Below are 22,748 nucleotides of genomic sequence, written 5' to 3'. Positions count from 1 at the left end.
CGAATGGGTCTGCGCAGCTTCTTTGATCGGATTGAGCCGAACTTTACCAAGGGCGGCAAGTACGAGAAGTATTTCCCCATCTACGAGATGGTCGAAAGCTTCATCTACACTCCGAAAACCGTAACCACCGTAGCGCCGCATGCACGGTCTTACGTGGATATGAAACGGATCATGACCTATGTCGTGATCGCGACGATCCCCTGTATCCTGTGGGGGATGTGGAACACCGGCTATCAAGCCAACTCCGCAATCGCGACACTGGGGCCGGATGCGGCAACAGGCTGGCGGATTGCTCTGTTGCAGATGTTTGGCATTTCGCTGAACCCGGAAAGTCTGTTTGCCAATGTGATGCATGGGTTGCTGTATTTCCTGCCGATCTACATCACGACACTGGTTGCGGGTGGTATTTTCGAAGTCATCTTTGCCACAGTACGCGGGCACGAGGTGAACGAAGGTTTCCTTGTGACCTCAATGCTTTACACGCTGATCCTGCCCGCGACCACGCCTCTTTGGCAGGTGGCGCTGGGGATCATCTTTGGTGTCGTCATCGGCAAAGAGGTATTCGGCGGCACTGGCAAGAACTTCCTGAACCCCGCTCTGGTGGGGCGGGCGTTCCTGTACTTCGCCTATCCGGCCAGCATGTCCGGCGATTCAGTCTGGACACCGGTGGACGGGTTCTCTGGCGCGACAGCGCTGGGCGTGACCGCAGCGCAGGGCGTTCAGGCGCTGGCGAGCGAAGGCATCACCTGGGCAAGCGCGTTTTTCGGAACGATTCAGGGCAGCTTTGGGGAAACCTCGACGCTGGCCTGTATGATCGGTCTGGCCTTCCTGTTGACGACCAAGATTGCCAACTTCCGGCTGATTGTGGGTTGTCTGGCGGGAACCATTGGCTTTTCGCTTCTGCTGAATCTGATCGGGTCCGATACCAATCCGATGTTCGCAATGCCCTGGTACTGGCACATCGTGCTGGGTGGCTACGCATTTGGTCTGGCCTTCATGGTGACCGAGCCCGTTTCGGCCAGCCACACCAATATGGGCCGCTATATCTACGGCGCGCTGATCGGTGTCATGGTTGTGATGATCCGCGTCATTAACCCCGCTTTCCCCGAAGGCATGATGCTGGCAATCTTGTTCGGCAACGTCTTTGCACCGCTGATCGACTATTTCGTCGTACAGGCCAACATCAAACGGAGGGCGCGTCGCCATGTCTGATACGCAATCCCCGGATCAAAACGAGGCCCCCAAGGGCGCGTTTGCCAAGTTTCTGGCGGCCTCGCCGGATTCGGTCAGCAAGACCATCATCATCGCTGTTGCTGTTTGCCTGGTGGCCTCGATGGTCGTTTCGGCAGCCGCAGTCAGCCTGCGTCCGGTGCAGGAAGCCAACGCGCTGAAGGACAAGCAGGTTAACGTTCTGCAGGTCGCAGGTGTCTATGAGCCCGGCATCGACGTCACCGAAGCTTTTGCCGCGTTCGAGCCGCATGTGCTTGAGTTGGAAACCGGCAAATTCGTCGATGATCAATTCGATCCGGCCACATTTGACGATCTCGCAGCCGCCAGCGACCCGGACCTCAGCGTCGCGCTCAATGATGACCCGGCCGGGATCGGACGCAAGTCCAGATATCGCGTGATCTATCTGCTGCGTGACGATGCGGGGGAGTTGGACAAGGTGATCCTGCCGCTGCACGGGTACGGCCTTTGGTCCACGCTCTATGGTTTCATTGCGTTGGAAAACAACGGCAACGACATCTACGGCCTGCAATTCTATCAGCACGGCGAAACGCCCGGTCTTGGGGCCGAAGTGGACAACCCGCGCTGGAAGGCGCTGTGGAACGGCAAGCGGCTGCGCGATGACGCGGGTGATCTGCAGATCACCGTTGCCAAGTCGCAGCCTGCGGCAGGTCCTGACTTCTACGTTGATGCGTTGGCCGGTGCGACTTTGACCTCGGTCGGAGTTGATAATCTGGTGAAATTCTGGATGGGCGATGCGGGTTACGCTCCGTTCCTGGCCAAACTGCAAGCAGGAGAGATCTGATGTCCCAGACCAAGAAAGAGATGCTGGTCGACCCGCTTGTCGACAACAATCCAATCACGCTGCAGGTGCTGGGCATTTGTTCGGCGCTGGCGGTGACCTCGTCGTTGCAGGTGTCGATGGTGATGGCGCTGGCGGTGATCTTCGTGACATCGTTCTCGTCCTTCTTCATCTCATGCCTGCGCAACCAGATTCCGGGCTCTATCCGGATCATTGTGCAGATGGTCATCATCGCCTCGCTGGTGATCCTGGTGGACCAGATCCTCAAGGCATATGCGTTTGAGATTTCGAAAACCCTTTCGGTCTTCGTTGGCCTTATCATCACCAACTGCATCGTGATGGGCCGGGCCGAGGCGTTTGCGATGAAAAACCCACCCGTTGCGTCCTTCATCGACGGGATGGGTAACGGCATGGGCTACGGTCTGATCTTGCTGCTGGTCGGGTTCATTCGGGAACTGTTCGGCGCGGGCTCGCTGTTTGGCGTTACCATCCTGCAGACCGTCAACAATGGCGGCTGGTATGTGCCCAACGGCATGTTGCTGCTGCCACCCTCGGCGTTCTTCATCATCGGCCTGATCATCTGGGCCTTCCGCACATGGAAGCCGAACCAGGTTGAGGAACGTGAATACAAAATCCAGCAGGTAGAGGCGCACTGATGGAAGCCCTGATTTCACTGGCCGTAAAGGCCATCTTTGTCGAAAACCTTGCGCTCAGCTTCTTTCTGGGGATGTGTACCTTCATCGCCGTGTCCAAGAAGATTTCGACTGCGCTGGGGCTTGGGATTTCGGTCATGGTTGTGCAGGCAATCACCGTGCCTGCGAACAATTTGCTGCTGAACTACCTGTTGAAGCCCGGCGCGCTGGCCTGGGCAGGTTTTCCGGATGTGGACCTGACTTTCCTTGGCCTGATCTCATACATCGGCGTGATCGCGGCGATGGTGCAGATTCTCGAGATGGTCCTCGATAAGTACTTCCCGCCGCTTTACAACGCGCTGGGGATCTTCCTGCCGCTGATTACCGTGAACTGCGCCATCCTCGGAGGTTCTCTGTTCATGGTTGAGCGTGACTACAACTTTGCCGAGGCAACCACCTATGGCCTGTCCTCGGGCTTCGGCTGGGCGCTGGCGATCACCGCAATGGCGGGCGTGCGCGAAAAGCTGAAGTATTCGGACATCCCTGATGGCCTGCAAGGGCTAGGGATCACCTTCATCACCGCAGGACTGATGGCAATGGCCTTCATGTCCTTCTCCGGCGTGAAACTGTAAGGAGGCGTCGATGGAAACTTTCACTCTAGGCGTCGCACTCTTCACCCTGATCGTGATCGGGTTGGTAGCCATCATTATGGCTGCGCGCTCCCGACTGGTTTCAACCGGGAATGTTAACATCACCATCAACGGTGAAAAAACGGTATCTGTGCCCGCAGGCGGCAAACTGTTGCAAACGCTCGCGGCTGAGAAACTGTTCGTGCCTTCGGCTTGTGGCGGTGGCGGCACCTGCGCGCAATGTCGCGTCAAAGTGCATTCGGGCGGCGGTTCGATCCTGCCAACCGAGGAAAGCCATATCACCAAGCGTGAGGCGGCTTGTGGCGACCGCCTTTCCTGTCAGGTGGCGGTCAAGCAGGACATGGACATTGAAGTCCCAGAAGAGGTCTTTGGCGTCAAGAAATGGGAATGCACGGTCCGGTCGAACGAGAACGTCGCAACCTTCATCAAGGCCCTGACACTGGACCTGCCCGAAGGCGAAGACGTAAACTTCCGCGCCGGTGGTTACATCCAGATCGAAGCGCCTGCGCACCAGTTGGCATATACCGATTTCGATGTGGAAGAGGAGTACCGCGAAGACTGGGATCGCTTCAATCTGTGGCAGTACAAATCCGTCGTCAGCGAGCCAATCGAACGGGCCTATTCCATGGCCAACTACCCGGAGGAGAAGGGCATGATCATGCTGAACGTCCGCGTGGCCTCGCCGCCTCCGGGGTCCGAAGGCATCCCGCCGGGTCAGATGTCATCGTATATCTTCAACCTGAAACCGGGTGACAAAGTCACGATCTCGGGTCCGTTCGGTGAGTTTTTCGCTCGCGAAACCCAAAAAGAGATGGTCTTCATCGGCGGTGGTGCGGGCATGGCCCCCATGCGTAGCCACATCTTTGACCAGCTCAAGCGACTGGAAAACCGTGATCGGAAGATCAGCTTCTGGTACGGTGCGCGGTCGAAAAAAGAGATGTTCTTTGTCGAGGATTTCGACCAACTGGCCGAAGAATTCGACAATTTCGATTGGCACGTGGCCCTTTCGGACGCGCAGCCCGAGGATGATTGGAAAGGCTATACCGGCTTCATCCACAATGTGCTGTTCGAGGAATACCTCAAGAACCACCCCGCGCCGGAAGATTGCGAATACTATATGTGTGGCCCGCCAATTATGAACCAGTCGGTCATCAACATGCTGCTGGATCTGGGTGTGGATCGCGAAGACATCATGCTGGACGATTTCGGCGGATAACTTAGGAAAAACCGGCGTATCACGCGCCGGTTTTTTTAAAGCCGCAGGTCGCTGAGGTCTCTCGGCAAACAGGATTTGACATCAAAGACGACGCTTTGCGGTTTGCCATATCCACGGATCATGTTCGGGTCGAGCGCCAGATATTCCTGATGCGCGACGGCCAGAACCACGGCGTCATAAGCCCCTTGTTCCGGTGCCGCGGTCAATGAAATACCATATTCGCTAAACGCCGCCTGCGGGTCCGCATGTGGGTCGTGCACATCTACAGCGACGCCGTAGTCCTGCAATTCGGTGATGATATCGACGACTCGCGTGTTCCGCAGATCGGGGCAGTTTTCCTTGAAGGTCAGCCCCATGACCAGTACGCGCGCCGCGCTTACATCTATGCCACCGCGCGTCATGCGCTTGACCAGTTGAGACACGACATAGCTGCCCATACTATCGTTAAGGCGTCGCCCAGCGAGGATGATCTGTGGATGGTGCCCGACTGCCTCGGCCTTGTGGGTCAGATAGTATGGGTCAACGCCGATACAGTGCCCGCCAACCAGACCCGGACGGAACGGCAGAAAGTTCCATTTGGTTCCGGCAGCGCGCAGCACGGCGTCGGTATCGATACCAAGCCGCCCAAAGATCATCGCCAGCTCATTCACCAGCGCGATATTCAGGTCCCGCTGCGTGTTCTCGATCACCTTCGCGGCTTCGGCCACGCGAATGCTCTCGGCCTTGTGGGTTCCAGCAGCGATGATCCGAGCATAGAGCGCATCGACAAGATCAGCGATTTCAGGGGTTGAGCCCGAGGTGACCTTGCAGATATCGGCAATCCGATGGGTCTTGTCGCCGGGATTGATCCGTTCGGGGCTGTAGCCCGCAAAGAAATCCCGGTTGAAGGACAGGCCCGAGGCGCGTTCGAGCACCGGAACGCAATCCTCCTCGGTCGCGCCGGGATAGACAGTGGACTCGTAGATCACCAGATCACCCGGTTTCAAAACCGAACCAGCCGTTTCTGACGCGCTAAGCAGCGGCCCAAGGTCAGGTTGTTTGCCCGGTGTGATCGGTGTGGGGACCGTCACGATATAGGTGTCGCAGGCGGCGAGATCGGCGGGGTCTGTTGTGAAGCTCAAACCGCTCGCGGCGCTCAACTCAGCGGGTTCGACCTCTAAAGTCGTGTCCTGACCGGCCCGCAAGGCCGCGATCCGATCCGCATTGATATCGAAACCAACAACCGGTCCGATCCGACCAAAAGCCACAGCGAGCGGCAGGCCAACATAACCGAGGCCGATGACGGCGATCTTGCGGGCGTTCGGGTCGGTTTCAAACATGGCGGTCACTTCTGCTTATTTGCCGTGATACTCGCGGAACCATTTGACGAATTGGGCGACACCATCCTTGAAATCGGTCTTCGGGCGGTATCCTGTCAGGCGCTGCAGCAAATCGTTGTCTGCCCATGTGGCCGGTACGTCCCCCATCTGCATGGGCATATAGTTGCGGATTGCTTTCTGGCCGATGGCGTCTTCGATGGCCTCGATGAAATCCATCAAACGCACCTTTTCGCCGTTGCCGATATTGACCACCCGATAGGGCGCGGCAGGGGACAGGCTGTCGCCCTCTTCGATCTCATCTGGGCTGGCAGGCCGAACCGGGGGCACATCGATCAACAGTCGGATGCCGCGCACAAGGTCTTCGACATTGGTAAAGTCGCGATACATATCGCCATGATTATAGATATCAATCGGACGGCCATCGAGGATTGCATCGACGAATTTATACAGCGCCAGATCTGGCCGTCCCCACGGCCCATAGACCGTGAAGAACCGGAACATCGTCGTCGGCAGATCCCAGAGGTGCGCATAGGAATGACCCATCGCTTCATTGGCCTTTTTAGTCGCGGCGTAGATCGTCAGTTGGTGATCGGCCTTTTCGACCTCAGTAAACGGCATATCCTCATTCGCGCCATAAACCGATGAGGTCGAGGCCATCAGCAGGTGATAAACCTTGTGCTGCCGTGCGACCTCCATCACGTTGAAGGTCCCCACCACGTTCGAGTCGATATAGCTGCGCGGATTTTCAAGGCTGTAACGCACCCCGGCCTGCGCGGCGAGGTGGACGATGACCTCGGGCTGGAACTCTTCCGCCACCTGCATCAGCTTTTCATGGTCTTCCAGCAGAGCTTCGGTCGCGGTGAAACCGGGGTTCTGCAGCAGCATCTGGTGCCGCCGTTGCTTGAGGCTGACGTCATAATAATCCGTCATCCCGTCATAGCCGTGCACCCGAAATCCCTCGGACAGCAGCAGTCTTGCCAGATAATAGCCGATGAACCCAGCCGTGCCCGTAATCAATACCCGCTTCATGCGTCCTGCACCATTGTCCGAAACCTGCACCTCAGGGATACTTTCCCCGCCCGGTCGTCAAGCGGATTTTTAGGATTTCCCCTTACCAAAGGCCAAAGTACTTGGATTTGGCGATTGCTGCACGGGTCGGGTCGGGTTAGGCATCGGGCCGATGCTGATGAACTGGATCAGGAACCTTCTGCTGCCGACAACGGCACAACCACAGGGCGTTGACCTTTCGACGCTGGCCCCTGCGGGCCGGTTCTATGCGATTGGTGACATTCACGGCAGGCTGGATCTGTTGCAGTCGCTGCTGGCGTCGCTCGATGATGCGGTGCCTCTGGTGTTTTTGGGCGACTATATCGACCGCGGCGACTACAGTGCGCAGGTTCTGCGGCACTTGCGCCATCTCAGCACCGAAGCGCACAGCCATGCCATCTGCCTGAAAGGCAATCACGAAGAGATGCTGCTGGGCTTTCTCGACGACCCCGCCCGGATGGAGCGTCTATGGATGCATAACGGAGGCACACAGACGCTCGCGTCGTTCGGGTTGACCAATATCCACGAGCTAGAGGCCGAAGCGCTGGCCGAGCAGCTGCGCCAAGCCATGGGCGACCAACTGCTGGAGTGGCTACGCGCGCGGCCTCTGACATGGACCCAAGGCAACATCACTGCCGTCCATGCCGCGCTTGACCCCGCGCGCGCCTTCAACAGCCAGCCCGACCGGGTCTGTATGTGGGGGCATCCGAATTTCCCCGGTAAACCACGCAAAGACGGGCAATGGGTGGTTCACGGGCATTCAATCGTCGATGAACCGCGCGTGCTGGGCCGCGTCATCTCGGTCGATACCGGCGCATTTGCTACGAATCAGCTGACTGCGGCCGAGATTTCGGACGGGACCGTGCAGTTCATTTCAACCGGCCGCGGCGGGATCATCCGCAGCGCCGTCAGCCGCTAGCCGACAATCATCTGCTTCATCTTGAGCGCTTCGTATTCAAGTTCCTTCAGCCGGAAATGCACCACGTCCCCGATGGTAATGACACCGCGCAGATTGCCGTCGCTCAGGACCGGCATGTGGCGGAATCGCCCCTCGGTCATGGTTTTCAGCACGTCGTTCAACAAGTCGGCGGGCGCGCAGGTCTTGACCTCTGTTGTCATCAACTCGGACACCGATTGCGGCAGGGTCTGCCCCGGTGTTTCGGCCATGCGGCGCACAATATCGCGTTCCGAAAGGATGCCCTGCAGCGCCCCGTTCTGATCGGTCACCACCACGGCCCCGATGCGTTTTTCGCGCAGGATATCCACGACCGAGTGAATCGTGTCGTTCGGACGCACCGCAAACACCGCATCGCCCTTACCCTCCATCAGCTTTGCAACCGTGGTATGGGTCTGTGAAAGGTTGGTTTCAATGGACTGGCTGCGGGTTGTCGACCCGGCCTTGTCGCCGCGTGTCGGGGGCTGGTAAGAACTTGGGGCCATGGGCGGTCTCCTCCTTCACCGGAAATGGCTGTTTCCTCTACCTTATCGCAGGCACCGAGACTGTATAGGGTGCAATTTCGAAATCCGGCGCAGCCCGGCCCGTTTACAAGGAAATCGAGGCTTTTGAGCGATCTCTACCTGACCCCGCCTGTGGCTGCGCTGATCTTTTTTGCAGTTGTCGTCTGTGGCCACAATTTTCGCATGGCGTGGAAACAGCAACCGAAGGGGTGGCAGAAACGCGCCTGGCTGTTTGGTGTGCCAGCGGCGATCGGGCTGTTTGCGCTGGCCTTTCTACCGCTTGAGGTCTGAGGCCCGTTTGACTCTGATCGGGGCCGCTGGCATATGCCGGGCACGTGTTTTGCCGGGGGACCCTAATGCGCCAAATGATTGCACTGGCTTCGCTGCTGTTCGTCACCGCCTGCCTGTTCGACAAGGAACCGGATGTGGTGCGCCTGTCGGGCGAGACGATGGGGACGACCTTCAACATTACCGCGATCGGCGAAGATCTGGACGAGGCCGCACTGGGCCAAGCGGTTCAGGACACCTTGGCCGAGGTCAATGCAAAGATGTCCAACTGGGACCCGAATTCCGAGGTCTCGACCTTCTCGGCCTCGGCCAGCACCGCGCCGGTGCAGGTGTCCGACGAATTCGCACTGGTGGTTGAGGCCGCCAATGACGTGCATGCCAAATCCGGCGGTACCTTTGATGTCACCCTGGGCCCGCTGATCGAGCTTTGGGGGTTTGGTCCCCGCAAACCCGAAGACCCGGTGCCTGCGGATGCCGAGATCGCGGCAGCGCTTCAGCAGGTCGGGCAGGCCCGTTTGCTGACGCTGGACCGTGACGCGGGCACTCTGGCCAAGTCCGAGCCGGGTGTGGGGATCAACCTGTCCGCCATCGCCAAGGGCTATGGGATCGACGCGCTGGCGGCGCAACTGCGCGCGGCAGGTATCGAGAACTACATGGTCGAGATCGGCGGAGACCTCGTGGCCATGGGCCAGAACGACAAGGGTGAAAGCTGGCGCATCGGGGTCGAGAAACCCGAGGCGGGTGCGCAGGCCATTCAACTGATCGTGCCGCTGGACAATCTGGGCATGGCGACCTCGGGCGATTACAAGAATTTCTTCGAACAGGACGGTGTGCGCTATTCGCACATCATTGATCCAACCACAGGGCGTCCGATCAAGCACCGCACAACCTCGGTCACTGTTCTGGCAGAAAACGCGATGATGGCGGATGCCTGGGCCACGGCGATGCTGGCGCTGGGGCAGGAGAAGGGGCTGGAGCTGGCCGAAAAGCATAAACTTGCCGTGTTCTTCATCTCGCGGGATGTGACAAGCGGGGAAGAAGCCTATATCACTGTACAAAGCAGCGCCTTCAAGGATGCGCTGGGGACCAACTGACCGGTAGGAACCGCAATGAGTACCTTTATTCTGGCCTTCATCCTGTTGCTGATCATCATGGTCGGCATGTCTTTGGGTGTGATGCTGATGGGCAAGACCATCAAGGGTAGCTGCGGTGGTCTGAACGCGATTTCGGGTGCCGACAAATGCGTGGTCTGCCAGAAGGATATCGACCCTGACAGCCCTCTGCGCGACCAGTTGCAGTGCAAGCGTGCGAAAAAAATGCTGCAACAGATGGAAGGCTAGGATACCCCTCTTGGCATGAGTAAAGCCAAGAACATCCTCTTCATCATGTTCGATCAACTACGCTGGGATTACCTCAGCTGTTACGGGCATCCGCATCTGCTTACACCGAATATCGACCGTCTGGCCTCGATGGGCGTGCGTTTTGACCGCGCCTGCATTCAGTCTCCGATCTGCGGCAGTTCCCGCATGTCGACCTATACCGGGCGTTACGTGCATTCTCACGGTGCGTCGTGGAACGGCATTCCGCTGAAGGTCGGTGAGATGACCATGGGCGATCACCTGCGCAAGGCGGGGATGGATTGCTGGCTGGTCGGCAAAACCCATATGCGCGCCGATGCCGAAGGCATGGCCCGGCTGGGTCTGGAACCCGACAGCCTGATCGGCGCGCGGGTGGCGGAATGCGGCTTTGACGTCTTTGAACGCGATGACGGGATGCGCCCCGAGGGCCCGGACGGGTTCTACGATCCGGGCGGGGCCAAGAAATATAACGAATACCTCAAGGACAAAGGGTATGAGAGCGACAATCCGTGGCATGACTTTGCCAATTCCGGGCTGGATGCCGATGGCAATGTGCTGTCGGGCTGGTTCCTGAAAAACTCATCTGAGGCGGCGAATATCGCCGAGGAAGATAGTGAGACGCCCTATCTGACCACCCGTGGGATCGAGTTCATGGAAACCCATGAGGGCCCATGGTGCTGCCACCTCAGCTATATCAAGCCGCATTGGCCCTATATCGTGCCCGAGCCTTACGCTTCGATGTACGGTCCCGAGCACGTCTTGCCCGTGGTTCGGTCCGAGGCTGAGAGACAGAACGCGCATCCGGTGCTCAAGGCATTCATGGATACGAAGATCGGCCAGACATTCTCGCGTCAGGATGTGCGCGAGGCTGTGATCCCCGCCTATATGGGCCTGATCAAACAGGCCGATGACCAGATGGGGCGGCTGTTTGACTGGATGGAACAGACCGGGCGGATGCAGGACACGATGATCGTGCTGACCTCGGACCATGGGGATTTTCTGGGCGATCACTGGATGGGAGAGAAGACCTTTTTCCACGACGCCTCGACCAAAATGCCGCTGATCATCTACGATCCTTCGCCCGAGGCAGACGCCACACGCGGCACCACCTGTGATGCGCTGGTCGAATCCATTGATCTGGCCCCCACCTTTCTGGAGATCGCGGGCGGAGAACCCGCCGGGCACATCCTTGAAGGGCATTCGTTGCTGCCGATCCTGCGGGGTCAGACCAACAGCACCCCGCGCGATGTGGTGATCTGTGAATATGACTATTCCGCCTCGCCCATTGCACAGGTGCTGAATGCCTCGGTCCGCGATGCGGTCATGTTCATGGTCGCGAACGAGAAATGGAAGCTGATCCACTGTGAAGGTGGATATCGCCCGCTGCTGTTCGATCTTGAGAATGATCCCAATGAACTGACCGATCTGGGCGAAAGCACCCAGCACGCAGAGGTCATTGCCGAGATGTATGGCCACCTGTTCGCATGGGCCCGACGCCCGTCACAGCGCACTACCCGGTCCGAAGAGCAATTGTTGAATATGCGCGGATCAAGCCGGGGAACCGGTGTGGTGATCGGCATCTATGACGAAAACGATATGCCGCTGGAGCTGACGGTGAAATACCGCAACCGAAAGGCCCGGCCCTTTGGCGACTACAAGCCGGATTAATTCTGAACCAGCACCCTGAAAAGACGGTTCAACCTTGCGCGGGCAGGGGGTAGAAGATGGCAACACCGCACCCGGAGAGCTTTCATGACCGCCCCCAAACCCGTTGTTCTGTGCATCCTTGATGGCTGGGGCCTGTCTGACGACACAACCGCCAACGCGCCGCATCTGGCCAACACGCCAACCTTCGATGGGATCATGGCGGAAGGCCCGCATGCGCAGTTGATCACGCACGGGCCAGATGTGGGTCTGCCCAGCGGCCAGATGGGCAATTCCGAGGTCGGCCATACCAACATCGGGGCAGGGCGCGTGGTGGCGATGGATCTGGGCCAGATCGATCTGGCCATCGAAGATGGTTCATTCTTTGACAGCGGCGCGCTGCAGGACTTCATCGCCAAGGTCAAAGCCACGGGCGGCACGGCGCATCTGATGGGGCTGGTCTCGGATGGCGGGGTGCACGGGCATCTGGATCATATCGTGGCCGCCGCCAAAGCCATCACCGATGCGGGCGTTCCGGTGGTGCTGCACGCGATCACCGACGGGCGCGATGTGGCCCCGAAATCGGCGTTCACCTATATCGCAGAGCTGGAAGACCAGCTGCCCGAAGGTGCAAAGATCGCCACCGTCTGCGGGCGTTACTTTGCCATGGACCGCGACAACCGCTGGGATCGCGTGGCCGAAGCCTATAACGCCATGGTCAAAGCGCAGGGCAGGGTGGAAAACACCGCCCATTTTGCGGTGGATCATGCCTATAACCAATCGGAAACCGATGAATTCATCGCGCCTACGGTGCTTGAGGGATATTCGGGTCTGAAAGACGGCGACGGGTTCTTTTGCCTGAATTTCCGCGCCGACCGAGCCCGCGAGATTCTGCGCGCCATCGGTGAGCCCGGTTTTGCCGATTTCGACACCGGTTCGCGCCCGCAATTGTCGGCGTTGCTGGGCATGGTCGAGTATTCCGATGGTCACAACGCCTATATGACCACGGTCTTCCCCAAGCGGGATATTGTGAACACGCTGGGTGAATGGGTCGCCAAACAGGGCCTGCGCCAGTTCCGGCTGGCTGAGACCGAGAAATACCCTCATGTCACCTTCTTCCTGAACGGCGGTAAAGAGCAGCCAGAGGGAGGCGAGCACCGCCATATGCCGAAATCGCCCAAGGTGGCGACTTATGATCTGAAACCCGAAATGTCCTCGGCCGAGGTGACAGAGGCATTCGTTCGGGCGATCCATGAGGGCTATGATCTGATCGTCACCAACTATGCCAACCCCGATATGGTGGGCCATTCCGGCGATCTGCAGGCCGCGATAAAGGCCTGCGAAGCGGTGGATCAGGGTCTGGCGCAGGTGGTTGAGGCGCTGCGGCAGGTCGGTGGCGCGATGATCGTGACCGCCGATCACGGCAATTGCGAGATGATGGTCGATCCCGAAACCGGCGGCCCGCACACGGCACACACCCTGAACCCCGTCCCGGTGGCTCTGGTCGGTGGCCCCAAGGGGGCAGGGCTGCGCGACGGGCGGCTGGCCGATCTGGCACCGACGCTGTTGCAGCTTATGAACCTGCCCGTGCCACCGGAAATGACCGGAGAAAGCCTGCTGACATGAAGGCATTCTGGCTCTGCCTGACCGTACTCTGGCCGTGGTCCGCCATGGCGCAGCAAAGCCCGTCCGAGGCCGCGTTGCAGGCAGCGCAAATGCTGGAGCAAGCCTCGGTCGCCCTGACCGAGGCTGACAGCGCCCGCGATCGGGTGCGCGCCCTGACCGAAACCATACAGGCCTATGAGGCCGGGCTTGCCGCGATGCGCGACGGTCTGCGCCGCGCCACCCTACGCGAGGCACAACTAAGCGCCGAGTTGCAGGCCCGCGAACAGGATGTGGCGCAGCTGCTGGGTGTGTTGCAGACCATCGAAACGACCGCGCCTCCCGTGCTGATGCTGCATCCTTCAGGGCCGCTGGGGGCCGCGCGGACGGGCATGATGCTGTCCGAGGTCACCCCGGGCCTGAATGCACAGGCCCGCGCCCTGGCCGCTGATCTGCAAGAGGTGCAGACGCTGCGGCAACTGCAACAAAGTGCCGCTGACACGCTGACCGAGGGTCTGACTGGCGTGCAGGACGCCCGCACACAACTCAGCGAGGCCATTGCCGACCGCACCGACCTGCCGCGCCGTTTTGTCGAGGACCCGGTGCGCACCGCGATCCTAATTTCCTCGACCGAAACGCTGGACGGGTTCGCCAGCGGTCTGTCTGAAATCTCAGACGGCGAGATTGCCGAGACCAACGCCAGCGTCAGCGACCTCAAGGGCCAGATCGCGCTGCCAACGCAGGGCATCGTGCTGCACCGGGCCGGTGAGACAGATGCGGCGGGGGTCACACGCCCCGGTCTGGTCTTGGGCACCCGCCCACGCGCCCTTGTGGTGTCACCCACCGCCGCGACGATCCGCTATCGCGGGCCGCTGTTGGATTTGGGGAATCTGGTGATCCTTGAACCTCAGCCCGGGCTGCTTTTTGTGTTTTCTGGCCTGCAAGAGGTCTATGGTCAGGCCGGGCAGGTGATCCCAGAGGGCACTCCGGTCGGTCTGATGCCGGGCGAAACCCCCGGAATCGGCGCTATTATGTCAACAAGCGGTGATGGCACTGGAACTGATCGGTCAGAAACGCTCTATATAGAGGTAAGACAAGACAACAGCCCCGTGGACCCGGACGACTGGTTCCGCACGGATAAGGATGGATAAACGAGTATGAAGAAATTTGTGATGGCCGGTCTGGCCGGCACCGTGGCAGGGATTATCGCAACCACTCAGATCGCGGGCCCGTTGCTGGCGCAGGAAGCGGAAAGCAAGGCAAGCGTCTACGAGCAGCTGGACCTGTTCGGCGACATCTTCGAACGCATCCGCGCGCAATATGTCGAGGAAGTCGAAACCGAGGAGCTGATCGAGGCGGCGATCGACGGGATGCTGACCTCGCTCGACCCGCATTCCAGCTATCTGTCGCCCGACGATGCCGAACAGATGCGCGTGCAGACGCGTGGTGAGTTCGGCGGGCTGGGAATCGAAGTCACGCAGGAAGACGGGTTTGTAAAAGTTGTCTCGCCCATCGATGACACCCCGGCAGATGATGCGGGGATCGAAGCGGGCGATTTCATTACGCATGTGGATGGCGAGAGTATTCTGGGCCTGACACTGGATAAAGCGGTCGATCTGATGCGCGGTCCGGTCGGTTCGGAAATCGTGATCACTGTGGTGCGCGAGGGCGAGACCGACCCCTTCGATGTCACCATCGTTCGCGATACCATCAAGCTGACGGCAGTGCGCGCCCGGACCGAGGGCACCAGCGTCGTGCTGCGTGTCACCACGTTCAACGACCAGACGTACCCCAATCTCAAGGAAGGGCTGGAAGAGCAGATAGAAGAGGCCGGCGGCATCGAAAACGTCAACGGCATCGTGCTGGACCTGCGTAACAACCCGGGCGGGCTGCTGACCCAAGCCATCAAGGTTTCGGACGCGTTTCTGGACGAAGGTGAGATCGTTTCGACCCGCGGACGAGATCCGCAGGACGGCGAGCGCTTTAACGCGACCCCCGGTGATCTGACGGGCGGCAAGCCGATTGTCGTTCTGATCAACGGAGGCTCGGCTTCGGCATCAGAGATTGTCGCCGGTGCCCTGCAGGATCACCACCGCGCTATTGTTGTGGGCACCAAGAGCTTTGGTAAAGGCTCGGTTCAGACAGTCATGCCGCTACGGGGGGATGGTGCGATGCGTTTGACCACCTCGCGGTACTATACGCCGTCTGGCCGTTCGATTCAGGCACTTGGGGTCAGCCCGGATATCATCGTGGAACAGCCACGCCCGGCCCCCGCGGCGGATGAGGAAGAAGACAACGCCCGTACCCGGTCCGAGGCCGATCTGCGCGGCAGCCTGAACAACGACAGCCTCAGCGAGGATGAGGTCCGCCAGATCGAAGAAGATCGCGCCAAGGCCGAAGCGACGGCAGAACTGCGTGAACAGGACTATCAGTTGGCTTACGCCATCGATATCCTCAAAGGCCTGTCGGCGTTCAACCCCTCCGGTCCGTCTCAGTAACAAACATGGGGCCGCATGTCTTGCGGCCCCCCTTAGCTTTCGACCTTATGCAGTTTTTTCTCGTCCAGTATCAGGGCGAGAACTATTCCCATAGAAACCGAAATCGCCGCAAAGACGAAGGCCATGTTCATCCCACTGTCAAAAGCTGCGGCAATCGCGGCTCTTACGGTTTCCGCTTCACCTGACCCCAGTTTTTGCATGACGGCTTTGGCGGAATCGGTCGCTAACGTACCGCCATTGATCGTCTTTTGATCTGCCAATGACATCTTGATGCCCGCTGTGGCAAGCTGATCCCGAAGACTGGACAGACTGACGACGTACATGATCGCCGTGGCGCAAGCGACAGAAATTGCACCATAGACGAGGTGGGTCATGAAGCTTAGCCCGCCCACCAGCCCGGCACGTTCGGGTTTTACAGCACACACCGCAGCCGTACCGGACGGCCCAACCGTCAATGTCGCGCCCAATCCCATGAGAACCATTCCCGGCAGAATCTGAAAATACCCCCAACTGGCCGGCATAAGCACCACACTTGCCGCGCCCACGCTGGCACATACATACCCCCAGAACAAAAGCCGCTTGGGCCCAAAGTCATTATAAAGCGTACCCGAAATGATTGAGCCGACCGCCAGCAGAACGGTCAATGGCGCCAATCCCAAAGCCGATTGAAACACCGACCACCCGAGGACTTTCTGCATGTATTGGGGGAAGTAAAGCAGCGCTACGAAGGCCGCAGAAACGTTGAACATATTTAGTCCAAGGGTGATCAGAAACTCTCGGTTCTGCATCAGCTGAGGTAACAGCAACGGTTCCTTGACGCGTTTTTCGACCCTTGGGAACAGAAAGAACAGGGTCGCGCTGACAAAGAAAAGCAGCAGAAGCGGTACCGAAGTCCAGCCCCAATCTGCCCCGACATCCAGCCCATAAAGCAGAAGCAGCACTGCAAAAGACAGGATCCCCATCCCGGCAAAGTCGATATGTTCGCCTTTCTTGTGCTCGGTCTCGCGCTCCATCAACACAATCGCAGTGGTCATCGAGATGCACGAAAACACCACATTGGCGAGGAAGAACAAGCGCCAGTCACCCAGACTTACGACCGCTCCGCTGATCAGCGGGCCGAACACATTGCCCGTTGTCACACCGGCAAGAATAAGGCCCATCACCAATGCCCGGTGTTCTTCCTTTGAGACCTTCGTAGCCCCAAACGCAAGCGTACATGGCCAGACGCAGCCCGCGCCAATCCCCTGCAACGCGCGCGCGCCAATCAGATAGTCCAGCCCGGGCGACACAAAGCACAGCACCGAGGCAAACAGGAAAATCGACAGCCCGATGATCATGACCTTTCGGTGCCCGTACATATCCCCCAGTCGTCCACCCGCGACCATGGTCATCGCAAAAAACAATGCGTAGATGTTCAGAACCCACTGGGTGCTTGTGATATCCGCGTCAAAGCTGTTCTCGATCGCCGGGACCAGCATCAGGGCTCCGGTAAAATCGATACCGATACCAAAAGCCGTCACCATCAAAGCCACGACCTTTATGATACTGCTGCGGTCCATGACGTTATCCTATCCATTCGGAACGCTTCCATGATGCACGGATGGCGCTGAAAAGATAGGGAAGTGGGCTGACCACGCAATCAGGGTGCGTCTTGTGCGGTCCGAGATCGCCGGAATGCCCGTTTCAGCATATCCAGCTCAGCGCGCAGCAAAGCGATTTCTGCACGCAGGTCATCGGCTGCGGGCGCCCCAGCAATAATCGTAAAATCCCCAAGCTTGCGATCAGTCTCTGCGTCAAAAATAGTCACGCAGTGCACGCCCTCGGACAGGGCCGCCATAGGAACAGGTACGCTCAGCCTCCAGCCATCCGCATCGCGGGCCACGGCCACATCCGGCAGAGCTTCGCCAAGATAAACGGCCTTGATCTGAGGCTGCGTCTCGGCGATCAGATGCGCTTCCCAAAGGGCGTTCTCAAAACGGATCGGGGTCAGGGTTGGGTAAGTCATCAGGTATCCTTACAGATCGGCCCTATGGTGCCGACAGAATGTGAGGTCGCGCAGCACAACCCGATTCATCGCAGGCTGTTCAAAGATCAGATCAAGCCAGAGCTTTTCAATTCTGCGTTCGTTCAGATGCAGATGCGCCAGATCGAAATCCACGGCCGCCTCAGGCCGCGAAAGATCAAGCGCGCGCAGCACCTGTTCGGTGTTGGGGCCATGCTGAATGTTAAGCCGCGCGAACACAACAATCGGGCGTTCACTTTCGACGACAGTATCGACCCGCATCAGATGCTGGCCGGTCAGATCCATCGCTGCACCCGTCGGCAGCTCGATCGCCACGGACAGGAAAGTACCCAGAAAATCAAAAACTTCAATTGCAAAGCTAAACGGCGCAAGATCCTTGTCGCGACGGTTACGCACCTGCTGCATCGCGATCTCGGATTGTTCGCAATCATGAAACAGCGTTACCTGCGCATCCATCATTGCCTTGCGCGGAGCGGGGGCAAGGCCTTTGCGACTTGCAGGCTGTTTCCATAAATCGGGCCTCCAGGACCAATCCGTACCCAGTGGGCGAACAAACTGGTTCGAACCGACCAAAGGGCGCGCCAACCGACCATCGGCGGTATGCGAAAGCTGATCAAGATACTTGCGCAATTGACGCGCCTCATCGCGCTGGCGCCTGAGCTCGGGCAAACCGGTCTGATCGGCCCGCTGAGCGGCCTGACGCCAACGGGTCAGCGTCTTGCGCAGTAAATATCGGTCCAGCAGTCTGCCCATCGCCTCATCATCCGAAACTCATCCCTGTTTAGTCAAAGACCCCACGGGGGCAAGCCCGTCTTGCTCGGTTTCGGCATGAAACCCGCATTTTCAGCATGCACCAAACTGCGCGGAAAACTGACTGCTGGCGCGCCGTCATTCTTGCAATAGACCAAGCCGAGGCGTACCGTCATCGCTCTGGTCCTGCAGGTGGTGCGCATGCCCCCCGGTCCATCTAGATTTAAGACGAGGCAGGTGTATGGAACCGACCTTATTTTCATTCATCTGGAAGTATTCGAAAAAGCAGCAAATGGTGCTGCTGGTGCTGACCGTTCTTTCGTTTCCATTCCTCTATGCGTCGTTGGAATTGCCCAAGCAGATCATCAACGATGCGATCGGCGCGCCCGCAGACACTGTCACGTTGTTCGGCGTGACGGTGACCCAGATACACTACTTGCTGATCCTTTGTTTCGCGTTTTTGGCAACCGTGATCGTCAGCGGGCTGATGAAGATGCGCATCAACACGATGAAAGGCATTCTGGCCGAGCGCATGCTACGCCGGTTGCGATTTACCCTGATCAGCCGGTCCATGCGGTTCCCGAAATCCTACTTTGCGACCACCAGCCAAGGTGAGCTTGTCTCGATGATCACATCCGAGGCCGAACCGATGGGCGGTCTGATGGGTGATGCAATCGCGCAGCCGGTGTTTCAGTTCGGGCAGATGATGACTATCGTCACGTTTCTCTTTATGCAGAGTGTCTGGTTCGGGCTGGCCAGCATTGCACTGATCCCCTTGCAAGCTTGGCTCATCCCCAAGCTGCAGCGGCAGATCAATCTGCTGAACAAGGACCGCATCCAAGAGGTCCGCCGCCTGAGTTCTGAAATCGGCGAAAGCGCCGCCGGGATCAGCGACCTGCGCACGAATGGTGGCTGGCGCTATCGACTGGCGCAGTTCAGCCACCGTCTGGGCACCTTGTTCGAGATCAGGTTCAAGATTTACAACAAGAAATTCTTCATGAAGTTTCTCAACAACCTGATCACTCAGATGACACCGTTCCTGTTCTATTCGGTGGGTGGATATCTGGCGATCACCGGAGAGGTCACGGTCGGGGCGCTGGTCGCGGCGTTGGGGGCGTACAAGGACCTCAGCGGCCCGTGGAAGGATCTGTTGACCTACTACAATCAGGTGCAGGATATGTCCCTGCGATGGGAAATCGTGACCGAGCGTTTTGCCCCCTCGAACATGATCCCCGAACATCTGTTTGAAGGGGTTCCCGAAACCCTGCCGCGCCTGACCGGCGATATCGAGCTGCGCAATGTCACTGTGCGGGACGATGATGGCAAGACAGTTCTTGAAGATATCGACCTGATCATCCCCCGCGGTGCGCGTGTTGCAATCCAGTCGACGCACGCATCCGAGCGTAGCGCACTGGCCCAATTGCTGACCCGCGAGTTACTGCCCGCGCAAGGTGAGGTCGTCGTAGCGGGCCACAATCTCAACGATCTGCATCAGTCTGTGATCGCTGCCCGGATCGGGTATGCTTATTCACGACCCTATCTGTTTGACGGAACACTGGGTGACAACCTTCTGATGCCGTTGCGCACCCATCCGCAAAATGAAGAAAAGACGCTGAAGGCCCCCAGCCGCCGTCAGATAGAAGCTGTCCGCGCGGGCAATCCGCCGGATTCGCTGAGCGATGAATGGATCGATCCGGGCCTTGCGGGGCTCGACGACATCGAAGGCATCCGCGATTGGTGGTTCCAGCTGGTTGAGGCGATGGGCATAGATGAGTTCATGTTCCGTCGCACGCTCCGCTCGCGCTTTGATCCCGATATGCACCCGGTGCTGGCGCAGGCGATTGTTGGTTTGCGCGACACTGTCGCGACCCGGCTGGCTGAGCGCGGTTTAGACAAATATGTTTATCGCTTTGACCCGGAACGCTTCAACCCTGCGGTACCGCTGGGCGGGAACCTTTTATACGCCTCCCCGTCCCACGACATCTCACCGGAAATTCTAGCTGGCGATGGGCGTTTCATGTCGATGTTGGCAGCGCATGAATTGGATGGGGATGCTCTGAGCATCGCGAATGCGGTGTTGGATACACTGAACCAGACATTCGGTCGGGACGGAGCGGATCACCCGTTGTTCCTGCGGCTTGGCCTATCGAAAGAGATGTATCATCGCCTGCTCGATATTGAGGAGCGGCGCAAAACCAAAGGGGATGAAACCCTTAGCGTGCAGGATCGCGCATTGCTGTTGACCGTGCCCTTCATGCTGACTGCGGAACAGATAGGTCCCAGTTTCCCCGAAGAATACAAGGACAAGATACTCTCGATTCGTCACAGTCAGGCCGAGCGGCTGCGCAGCGCGATGGAAGGGATGTTTGTACCGGTCTCTCCCGATCTCTATGTGCCGCGCCTGACCGCAATGGAAAATGCCCTTTATGGCCGAGTGTCGATCATGGCGGGGGCCCATGCCGAAGAGATCGAGGATCTGGTCGCCGAAGTTCTCAACGAAGCCGGGCTGCGCCGTCGCGCAGCAGCAATCATCTACGACCTGCCCTCGGGGCTGGGAGGAAACAACCTGCCGACGGTGTTTCAGGAACGCGCGGCATTCTCGCGCGCCGGGATCAAGCGCCCTGATATCCTGATCCTCGACAAAGCGCTGGCCAGCCACGATTCGGAAAGCCGCCTGCGCACTCGTCTGAAACTGCGCGAATTGCTGCCCGACTCGATCATGATCTTCATGGAAGATCACTTTGCCCACCCAGAGGCCTATGACCTTTTTGTCGAGGTCAAGGACGGGCGCATCGACGGTGTCTCTCGCGTGCGGCCCGAAACCGAAGACAGTTCCTCTGATGATCTGAGCCGCAAGCTCAAGATCATTTCCTCGACCGAGCTGTTCGCGCGTTTGGACGGTCGCAACCAGCGCCTGTTGGCCTTCTCGGCGCAATGGTATGAGGCAGCGGCGGGCCAGACGATCTTTGCGCGCGGTCAGGCCCCGGACGCGGCTTACCTGTGCCTATCCGGCGAGGCCAGCCTGAACTGGCTGGCGCAGAACGGCGAAGTCGAATCGCTCTCGACCGTTGAGCCGGGCCGCCTGATCGGCGACCTTGCCATCATCACCAACGAGCCCCGACAGCTGGACCTTGTAGCAACCACCGACTGTGCCTTTCTGCGGATCGGGGCAGAAGAGTTGCGCGCTGTGATCGAAAGTGATGCCGGAGTCGCAGTCAGGCTTTTGGAAACCGTTGCGGGTTATCTGACATCCGCCGCCGAACGTCTGCGCGCGCCGAACGCATCGGCGCAGGGCGCAGATGGGTCAGCAATCGGCACATCTGATGACTCTTGAGCGCCAATATCGGGCCTATGCCCCGCATGAGGCGCTGCTCACCGAAGCCCGCAAGCGCCCTCAAATCTGGCGTCTCATCGTTGGACTTGGCGTCGTTGCTGCGGTCGTTCTTGCGCTGAACACAGCCTTGTTTGCGTTTGTCGCCAGCCTTGGATCCTCGGACAGTGCAACCACGTTTCTGACCGGAACATCCCCCGAGGCGCTGCTGATCGTCCTGGGAAGTTTTATCTTTGCAACTTTCGGAGTGGCGGTCGCGGCCAGAGTAATCCAGCGCCGGTCGCTTGCGACGGTGATTGGGCCTCAGATGGTCGCCTTATGGCAGTTCTGGCGTGTTCTGCGGGCGCTGGTGTTGCTTGGCGTCGTGGTTTTCATCCTGCCGCCTTATGATCTGGGCGCCCCCCTGATCGCAAACCTGCCACTTTCGCAATGGGTCGCACTGTTGCCGTTGTCCATTGCTGCTGTTTTGATTCAGACCAGCGCCGAAGAGATCCTGTTTCGCGGCTATCTGCAGCAAGGGCTGGCGGCTCGGTTCCGCTCTCCAGTAGTGTGGATGGTCCTGCCTTCCCTGCTATTCGCCATGGGACATTACAGCCCGGCCACCGCTGGAGAAAACGCCTTTCTGATCGCTGTCTGGGCGATGTTCTTTGGTCTGCTGACAGCGGATTTGACTGCCCGGTCCGGAACACTGGGGCCGGCCATCGCCCTGCATTTCTTCAATAATTTTGCCGCGCTACTCGTGATTTCTCTGCCTGACAGCCTAAGCGGCCTCGCGCTTTATCACCTGCCTTACGAAACGTCTGATTCACAGGCGATCCGGCCCTGGTTGCTGGTGGACTTTGGCCTCATGATCGTAGGATGGCTCGCAGCGCGTCTGGCTCTCAGGCGCTGATTGCAATTCCT

At 58.8% G+C, this 22,748-nt stretch carries 21 protein-coding genes; 15 read left to right on the top strand and 6 right to left on the bottom strand.

The genetic code is table 11. The features are described 5' to 3' along the window. Nucleotides 1–3 precede the first annotated feature (3 nt). The 5 genes from ACR0KM_RS04095 to nqrF are packed head-to-tail and all read left to right on the top strand — an operon-like array spanning nt 4 to nt 4,527. Entirely contained in the window at nt 4–1,212 is a 1,209-nt protein-coding gene (locus ACR0KM_RS04095; RefSeq protein WP_480733388.1) for an NADH:ubiquinone reductase (Na(+)-transporting) subunit B, read from the top strand. Further along, the gene (locus ACR0KM_RS04090; RefSeq protein WP_480857736.1) at nt 1,205–2,032 is read left to right on the top strand and encodes a Na(+)-translocating NADH-quinone reductase subunit C; all 828 of its coding nucleotides are present in this window, start codon (nt 1,205–1,207) and stop codon (nt 2,030–2,032) included. Before ACR0KM_RS04095 ends, ACR0KM_RS04090 begins: the two co-directional genes overlap by 8 nt. Beyond that, complete coding sequence (locus ACR0KM_RS04085) at nt 2,032–2,685, top strand: NADH:ubiquinone reductase (Na(+)-transporting) subunit D (protein WP_170710614.1); 654 nt, start codon at nt 2,032–2,034, stop codon at nt 2,683–2,685. The genes ACR0KM_RS04090 and ACR0KM_RS04085 overlap by 1 nt, the downstream gene beginning before the upstream one ends. Next, nucleotides 2,685–3,293 carry an NADH:ubiquinone reductase (Na(+)-transporting) subunit E gene (gene nqrE, locus ACR0KM_RS04080; RefSeq protein ID WP_480520774.1) on the top strand — a complete coding sequence of 203 codons (609 nt, stop codon included), beginning with the start codon at nt 2,685–2,687 and terminating at the stop codon, nt 3,291–3,293. The genes ACR0KM_RS04085 and nqrE overlap by 1 nt, the downstream gene beginning before the upstream one ends. Nucleotides 3,294–3,303: 10 nt before the next feature. Then, nucleotides 3,304–4,527: an NADH:ubiquinone reductase (Na(+)-transporting) subunit F gene (gene nqrF / locus ACR0KM_RS04075; protein WP_480857734.1), complete on the top strand. Its 1,224-nt coding sequence runs from the start codon at nt 3,304–3,306 to the stop codon at nt 4,525–4,527. 35 nt (nt 4,528–4,562) lie between these two features. Here nqrF and tviB read toward each other — a convergent pair whose 3' ends face one another. Then, nucleotides 4,563–5,846, bottom strand: coding sequence for a Vi polysaccharide biosynthesis UDP-N-acetylglucosamine C-6 dehydrogenase TviB (tviB, locus tag ACR0KM_RS04070; protein WP_480857732.1), 1,284 nt, complete (start codon nt 5,844–5,846; stop codon nt 4,563–4,565). Between the two features lie 15 nt (nt 5,847–5,861). Beyond that, entirely contained in the window at nt 5,862–6,875 is a 1,014-nt protein-coding gene (locus tag ACR0KM_RS04065) for a GDP-mannose 4,6-dehydratase (protein WP_480857731.1), read from the bottom strand. Nucleotides 6,876–7,032: 157 nt separating this feature from the next. Between ACR0KM_RS04065 and ACR0KM_RS04060 the strand changes: the two genes are divergently transcribed. Then, a complete protein-coding gene (locus ACR0KM_RS04060; protein WP_480857730.1) occupies nt 7,033–7,812 on the top strand; it encodes a metallophosphoesterase family protein in 780 nt (259 codons plus the stop codon). On the opposite strand, the gene ACR0KM_RS04055 is transcribed toward ACR0KM_RS04060, so the two are convergent. Beyond that, nucleotides 7,809–8,333: a CBS domain-containing protein gene (locus tag ACR0KM_RS04055; protein ID WP_480857728.1), complete on the bottom strand. Its 525-nt coding sequence runs from the start codon at nt 8,331–8,333 to the stop codon at nt 7,809–7,811. The two genes, ACR0KM_RS04060 and ACR0KM_RS04055, sit on opposite strands and share 4 nt — an antisense overlap. Nucleotides 8,334–8,456: 123 nt before the next feature. Here ACR0KM_RS04055 and ACR0KM_RS04050 point away from each other — a divergent pair, with 123 nt between their 5' ends. The 7 genes from ACR0KM_RS04050 to ACR0KM_RS04020 all read left to right on the top strand — a co-directional run bounded on the left by ACR0KM_RS04050 (nt 8,457) and on the right by ACR0KM_RS04020 (nt 15,741). After that, nucleotides 8,457–8,642 carry a hypothetical protein gene (locus ACR0KM_RS04050; RefSeq protein ID WP_480532455.1) on the top strand — a complete coding sequence of 62 codons (186 nt, stop codon included), beginning with the start codon at nt 8,457–8,459 and terminating at the stop codon, nt 8,640–8,642. Nucleotides 8,643–8,707: 65 nt separating this feature from the next. Further along, nucleotides 8,708–9,733 (top strand): FAD:protein FMN transferase, encoded by a 1,026-nt coding sequence (locus tag ACR0KM_RS04045; RefSeq protein ID WP_480857726.1) that lies wholly within the window; start codon nt 8,708–8,710, stop codon nt 9,731–9,733. Between the two features lie 15 nt (nt 9,734–9,748). After that, the gene (gene nqrM / locus ACR0KM_RS04040) at nt 9,749–9,979 is read left to right on the top strand and encodes a (Na+)-NQR maturation NqrM (RefSeq protein ID WP_480531099.1); all 231 of its coding nucleotides are present in this window, start codon (nt 9,749–9,751) and stop codon (nt 9,977–9,979) included. A gap of 15 nt (nt 9,980–9,994) precedes the next feature. Then, the gene (locus ACR0KM_RS04035) at nt 9,995–11,665 is read left to right on the top strand and encodes a sulfatase-like hydrolase/transferase (RefSeq protein WP_480857724.1); all 1,671 of its coding nucleotides are present in this window, start codon (nt 9,995–9,997) and stop codon (nt 11,663–11,665) included. An 84-nt stretch (nt 11,666–11,749) separates the two neighbouring features. Further along, nucleotides 11,750–13,267, top strand: coding sequence for a 2,3-bisphosphoglycerate-independent phosphoglycerate mutase (gpmI, locus tag ACR0KM_RS04030; RefSeq protein ID WP_480857722.1), 1,518 nt, complete (start codon nt 11,750–11,752; stop codon nt 13,265–13,267). Next, nucleotides 13,264–14,394, top strand: a complete 1,131-nt coding sequence (locus ACR0KM_RS04025; RefSeq protein WP_480820891.1) for a murein hydrolase activator EnvC family protein — start codon at nt 13,264–13,266, stop codon at nt 14,392–14,394. Before gpmI ends, ACR0KM_RS04025 begins: the two co-directional genes overlap by 4 nt. Before the next feature lie 6 nt (nt 14,395–14,400). Continuing rightward, a complete protein-coding gene (locus ACR0KM_RS04020; RefSeq protein ID WP_480857720.1) occupies nt 14,401–15,741 on the top strand; it encodes a S41 family peptidase in 1,341 nt (446 codons plus the stop codon). A 32-nt stretch (nt 15,742–15,773) separates the two neighbouring features. Here the strand turns inward: ACR0KM_RS04020 and ACR0KM_RS04015 are convergent, their stop codons facing one another. The 3 genes from ACR0KM_RS04015 to ACR0KM_RS04005 form a co-directional block, all read right to left on the bottom strand. Next, nucleotides 15,774–17,300 carry an MFS transporter gene (locus ACR0KM_RS04015; RefSeq protein WP_480857718.1) on the bottom strand — a complete coding sequence of 509 codons (1,527 nt, stop codon included), beginning with the start codon at nt 17,298–17,300 and terminating at the stop codon, nt 15,774–15,776. An 80-nt stretch (nt 17,301–17,380) separates the two neighbouring features. Beyond that, nucleotides 17,381–17,746 carry a hypothetical protein gene (locus tag ACR0KM_RS04010; RefSeq protein ID WP_480857716.1) on the bottom strand — a complete coding sequence of 122 codons (366 nt, stop codon included), beginning with the start codon at nt 17,744–17,746 and terminating at the stop codon, nt 17,381–17,383. 9 nt (nt 17,747–17,755) lie between these two features. After that, nucleotides 17,756–18,517: a DUF6478 family protein gene (locus ACR0KM_RS04005; protein WP_480857714.1), complete on the bottom strand. Its 762-nt coding sequence runs from the start codon at nt 18,515–18,517 to the stop codon at nt 17,756–17,758. 238 nt (nt 18,518–18,755) lie between these two features. Between ACR0KM_RS04005 and ACR0KM_RS04000 the strand changes: the two genes are divergently transcribed. Both ACR0KM_RS04000 and ACR0KM_RS03995 read left to right on the top strand, forming a co-directional pair. Beyond that, nucleotides 18,756–21,848, top strand: coding sequence for an ABC transporter transmembrane domain-containing protein (locus ACR0KM_RS04000; RefSeq protein ID WP_480857711.1), 3,093 nt, complete (start codon nt 18,756–18,758; stop codon nt 21,846–21,848). Beyond that, nucleotides 21,814–22,737, top strand: a complete 924-nt coding sequence (locus ACR0KM_RS03995) for a CPBP family intramembrane glutamic endopeptidase (RefSeq protein WP_480857710.1) — start codon at nt 21,814–21,816, stop codon at nt 22,735–22,737. Before ACR0KM_RS04000 ends, ACR0KM_RS03995 begins: the two co-directional genes overlap by 35 nt. Nucleotides 22,738–22,748 lie beyond the last annotated feature (11 nt).

It is taken from the genome of Ruegeria sp. G10 (assembly GCF_056533645.1).
Note: the sequence above shows the minus strand (reverse complement) of the source record. Positions and strands in the feature narration are given on the sequence as shown.

Excerpts from the sequence above, each read along its gene's own strand:
- ACR0KM_RS04015 (WP_480857718.1), bottom strand. The coding sequence starts at position 17,300 with ATGGACCGCAGCAGTATCATAAAGGTCGTGGCTTTGATGGTGACGGCT.
- nqrE (WP_480520774.1), top strand. The coding sequence starts at position 2,685 with ATGGAAGCCCTGATTTCACTGGCCGTAAAGGCCATCTTTGTCGAAAAC.
- ACR0KM_RS04065 (WP_480857731.1), bottom strand. The coding sequence starts at position 6,875 with ATGAAGCGGGTATTGATTACGGGCACGGCTGGGTTCATCGGCTATTAT.
- ACR0KM_RS03995 (WP_480857710.1), top strand. The coding sequence starts at position 21,814 with ATGGGTCAGCAATCGGCACATCTGATGACTCTTGAGCGCCAATATCGG.
- nqrF (WP_480857734.1), top strand. The coding sequence starts at position 3,304 with ATGGAAACTTTCACTCTAGGCGTCGCACTCTTCACCCTGATCGTGATC.
- nqrM (WP_480531099.1), top strand. The coding sequence starts at position 9,749 with ATGAGTACCTTTATTCTGGCCTTCATCCTGTTGCTGATCATCATGGTC.
- ACR0KM_RS04085 (WP_170710614.1), top strand. The coding sequence starts at position 2,032 with ATGTCCCAGACCAAGAAAGAGATGCTGGTCGACCCGCTTGTCGACAAC.
- ACR0KM_RS04060 (WP_480857730.1), top strand. The coding sequence starts at position 7,033 with ATGAACTGGATCAGGAACCTTCTGCTGCCGACAACGGCACAACCACAG.
- ACR0KM_RS04035 (WP_480857724.1), top strand. The coding sequence starts at position 9,995 with ATGAGTAAAGCCAAGAACATCCTCTTCATCATGTTCGATCAACTACGC.
- ACR0KM_RS04090 (WP_480857736.1), top strand. The coding sequence starts at position 1,205 with ATGTCTGATACGCAATCCCCGGATCAAAACGAGGCCCCCAAGGGCGCG.
- ACR0KM_RS04045 (WP_480857726.1), top strand. The coding sequence starts at position 8,708 with ATGCGCCAAATGATTGCACTGGCTTCGCTGCTGTTCGTCACCGCCTGC.
- ACR0KM_RS04020 (WP_480857720.1), top strand. The coding sequence starts at position 14,401 with ATGAAGAAATTTGTGATGGCCGGTCTGGCCGGCACCGTGGCAGGGATT.
- tviB (WP_480857732.1), bottom strand. The coding sequence starts at position 5,846 with ATGTTTGAAACCGACCCGAACGCCCGCAAGATCGCCGTCATCGGCCTC.
- ACR0KM_RS04025 (WP_480820891.1), top strand. The coding sequence starts at position 13,264 with ATGAAGGCATTCTGGCTCTGCCTGACCGTACTCTGGCCGTGGTCCGCC.
- ACR0KM_RS04095 (WP_480733388.1), top strand. The coding sequence starts at position 4 with ATGGGTCTGCGCAGCTTCTTTGATCGGATTGAGCCGAACTTTACCAAG.
- ACR0KM_RS04005 (WP_480857714.1), bottom strand. The coding sequence starts at position 18,517 with ATGGGCAGACTGCTGGACCGATATTTACTGCGCAAGACGCTGACCCGT.
- ACR0KM_RS04010 (WP_480857716.1), bottom strand. The coding sequence starts at position 17,746 with ATGACTTACCCAACCCTGACCCCGATCCGTTTTGAGAACGCCCTTTGG.
- ACR0KM_RS04000 (WP_480857711.1), top strand. The coding sequence starts at position 18,756 with ATGGAACCGACCTTATTTTCATTCATCTGGAAGTATTCGAAAAAGCAG.
- ACR0KM_RS04055 (WP_480857728.1), bottom strand. The coding sequence starts at position 8,333 with ATGGCCCCAAGTTCTTACCAGCCCCCGACACGCGGCGACAAGGCCGGG.
- gpmI (WP_480857722.1), top strand. The coding sequence starts at position 11,750 with ATGACCGCCCCCAAACCCGTTGTTCTGTGCATCCTTGATGGCTGGGGC.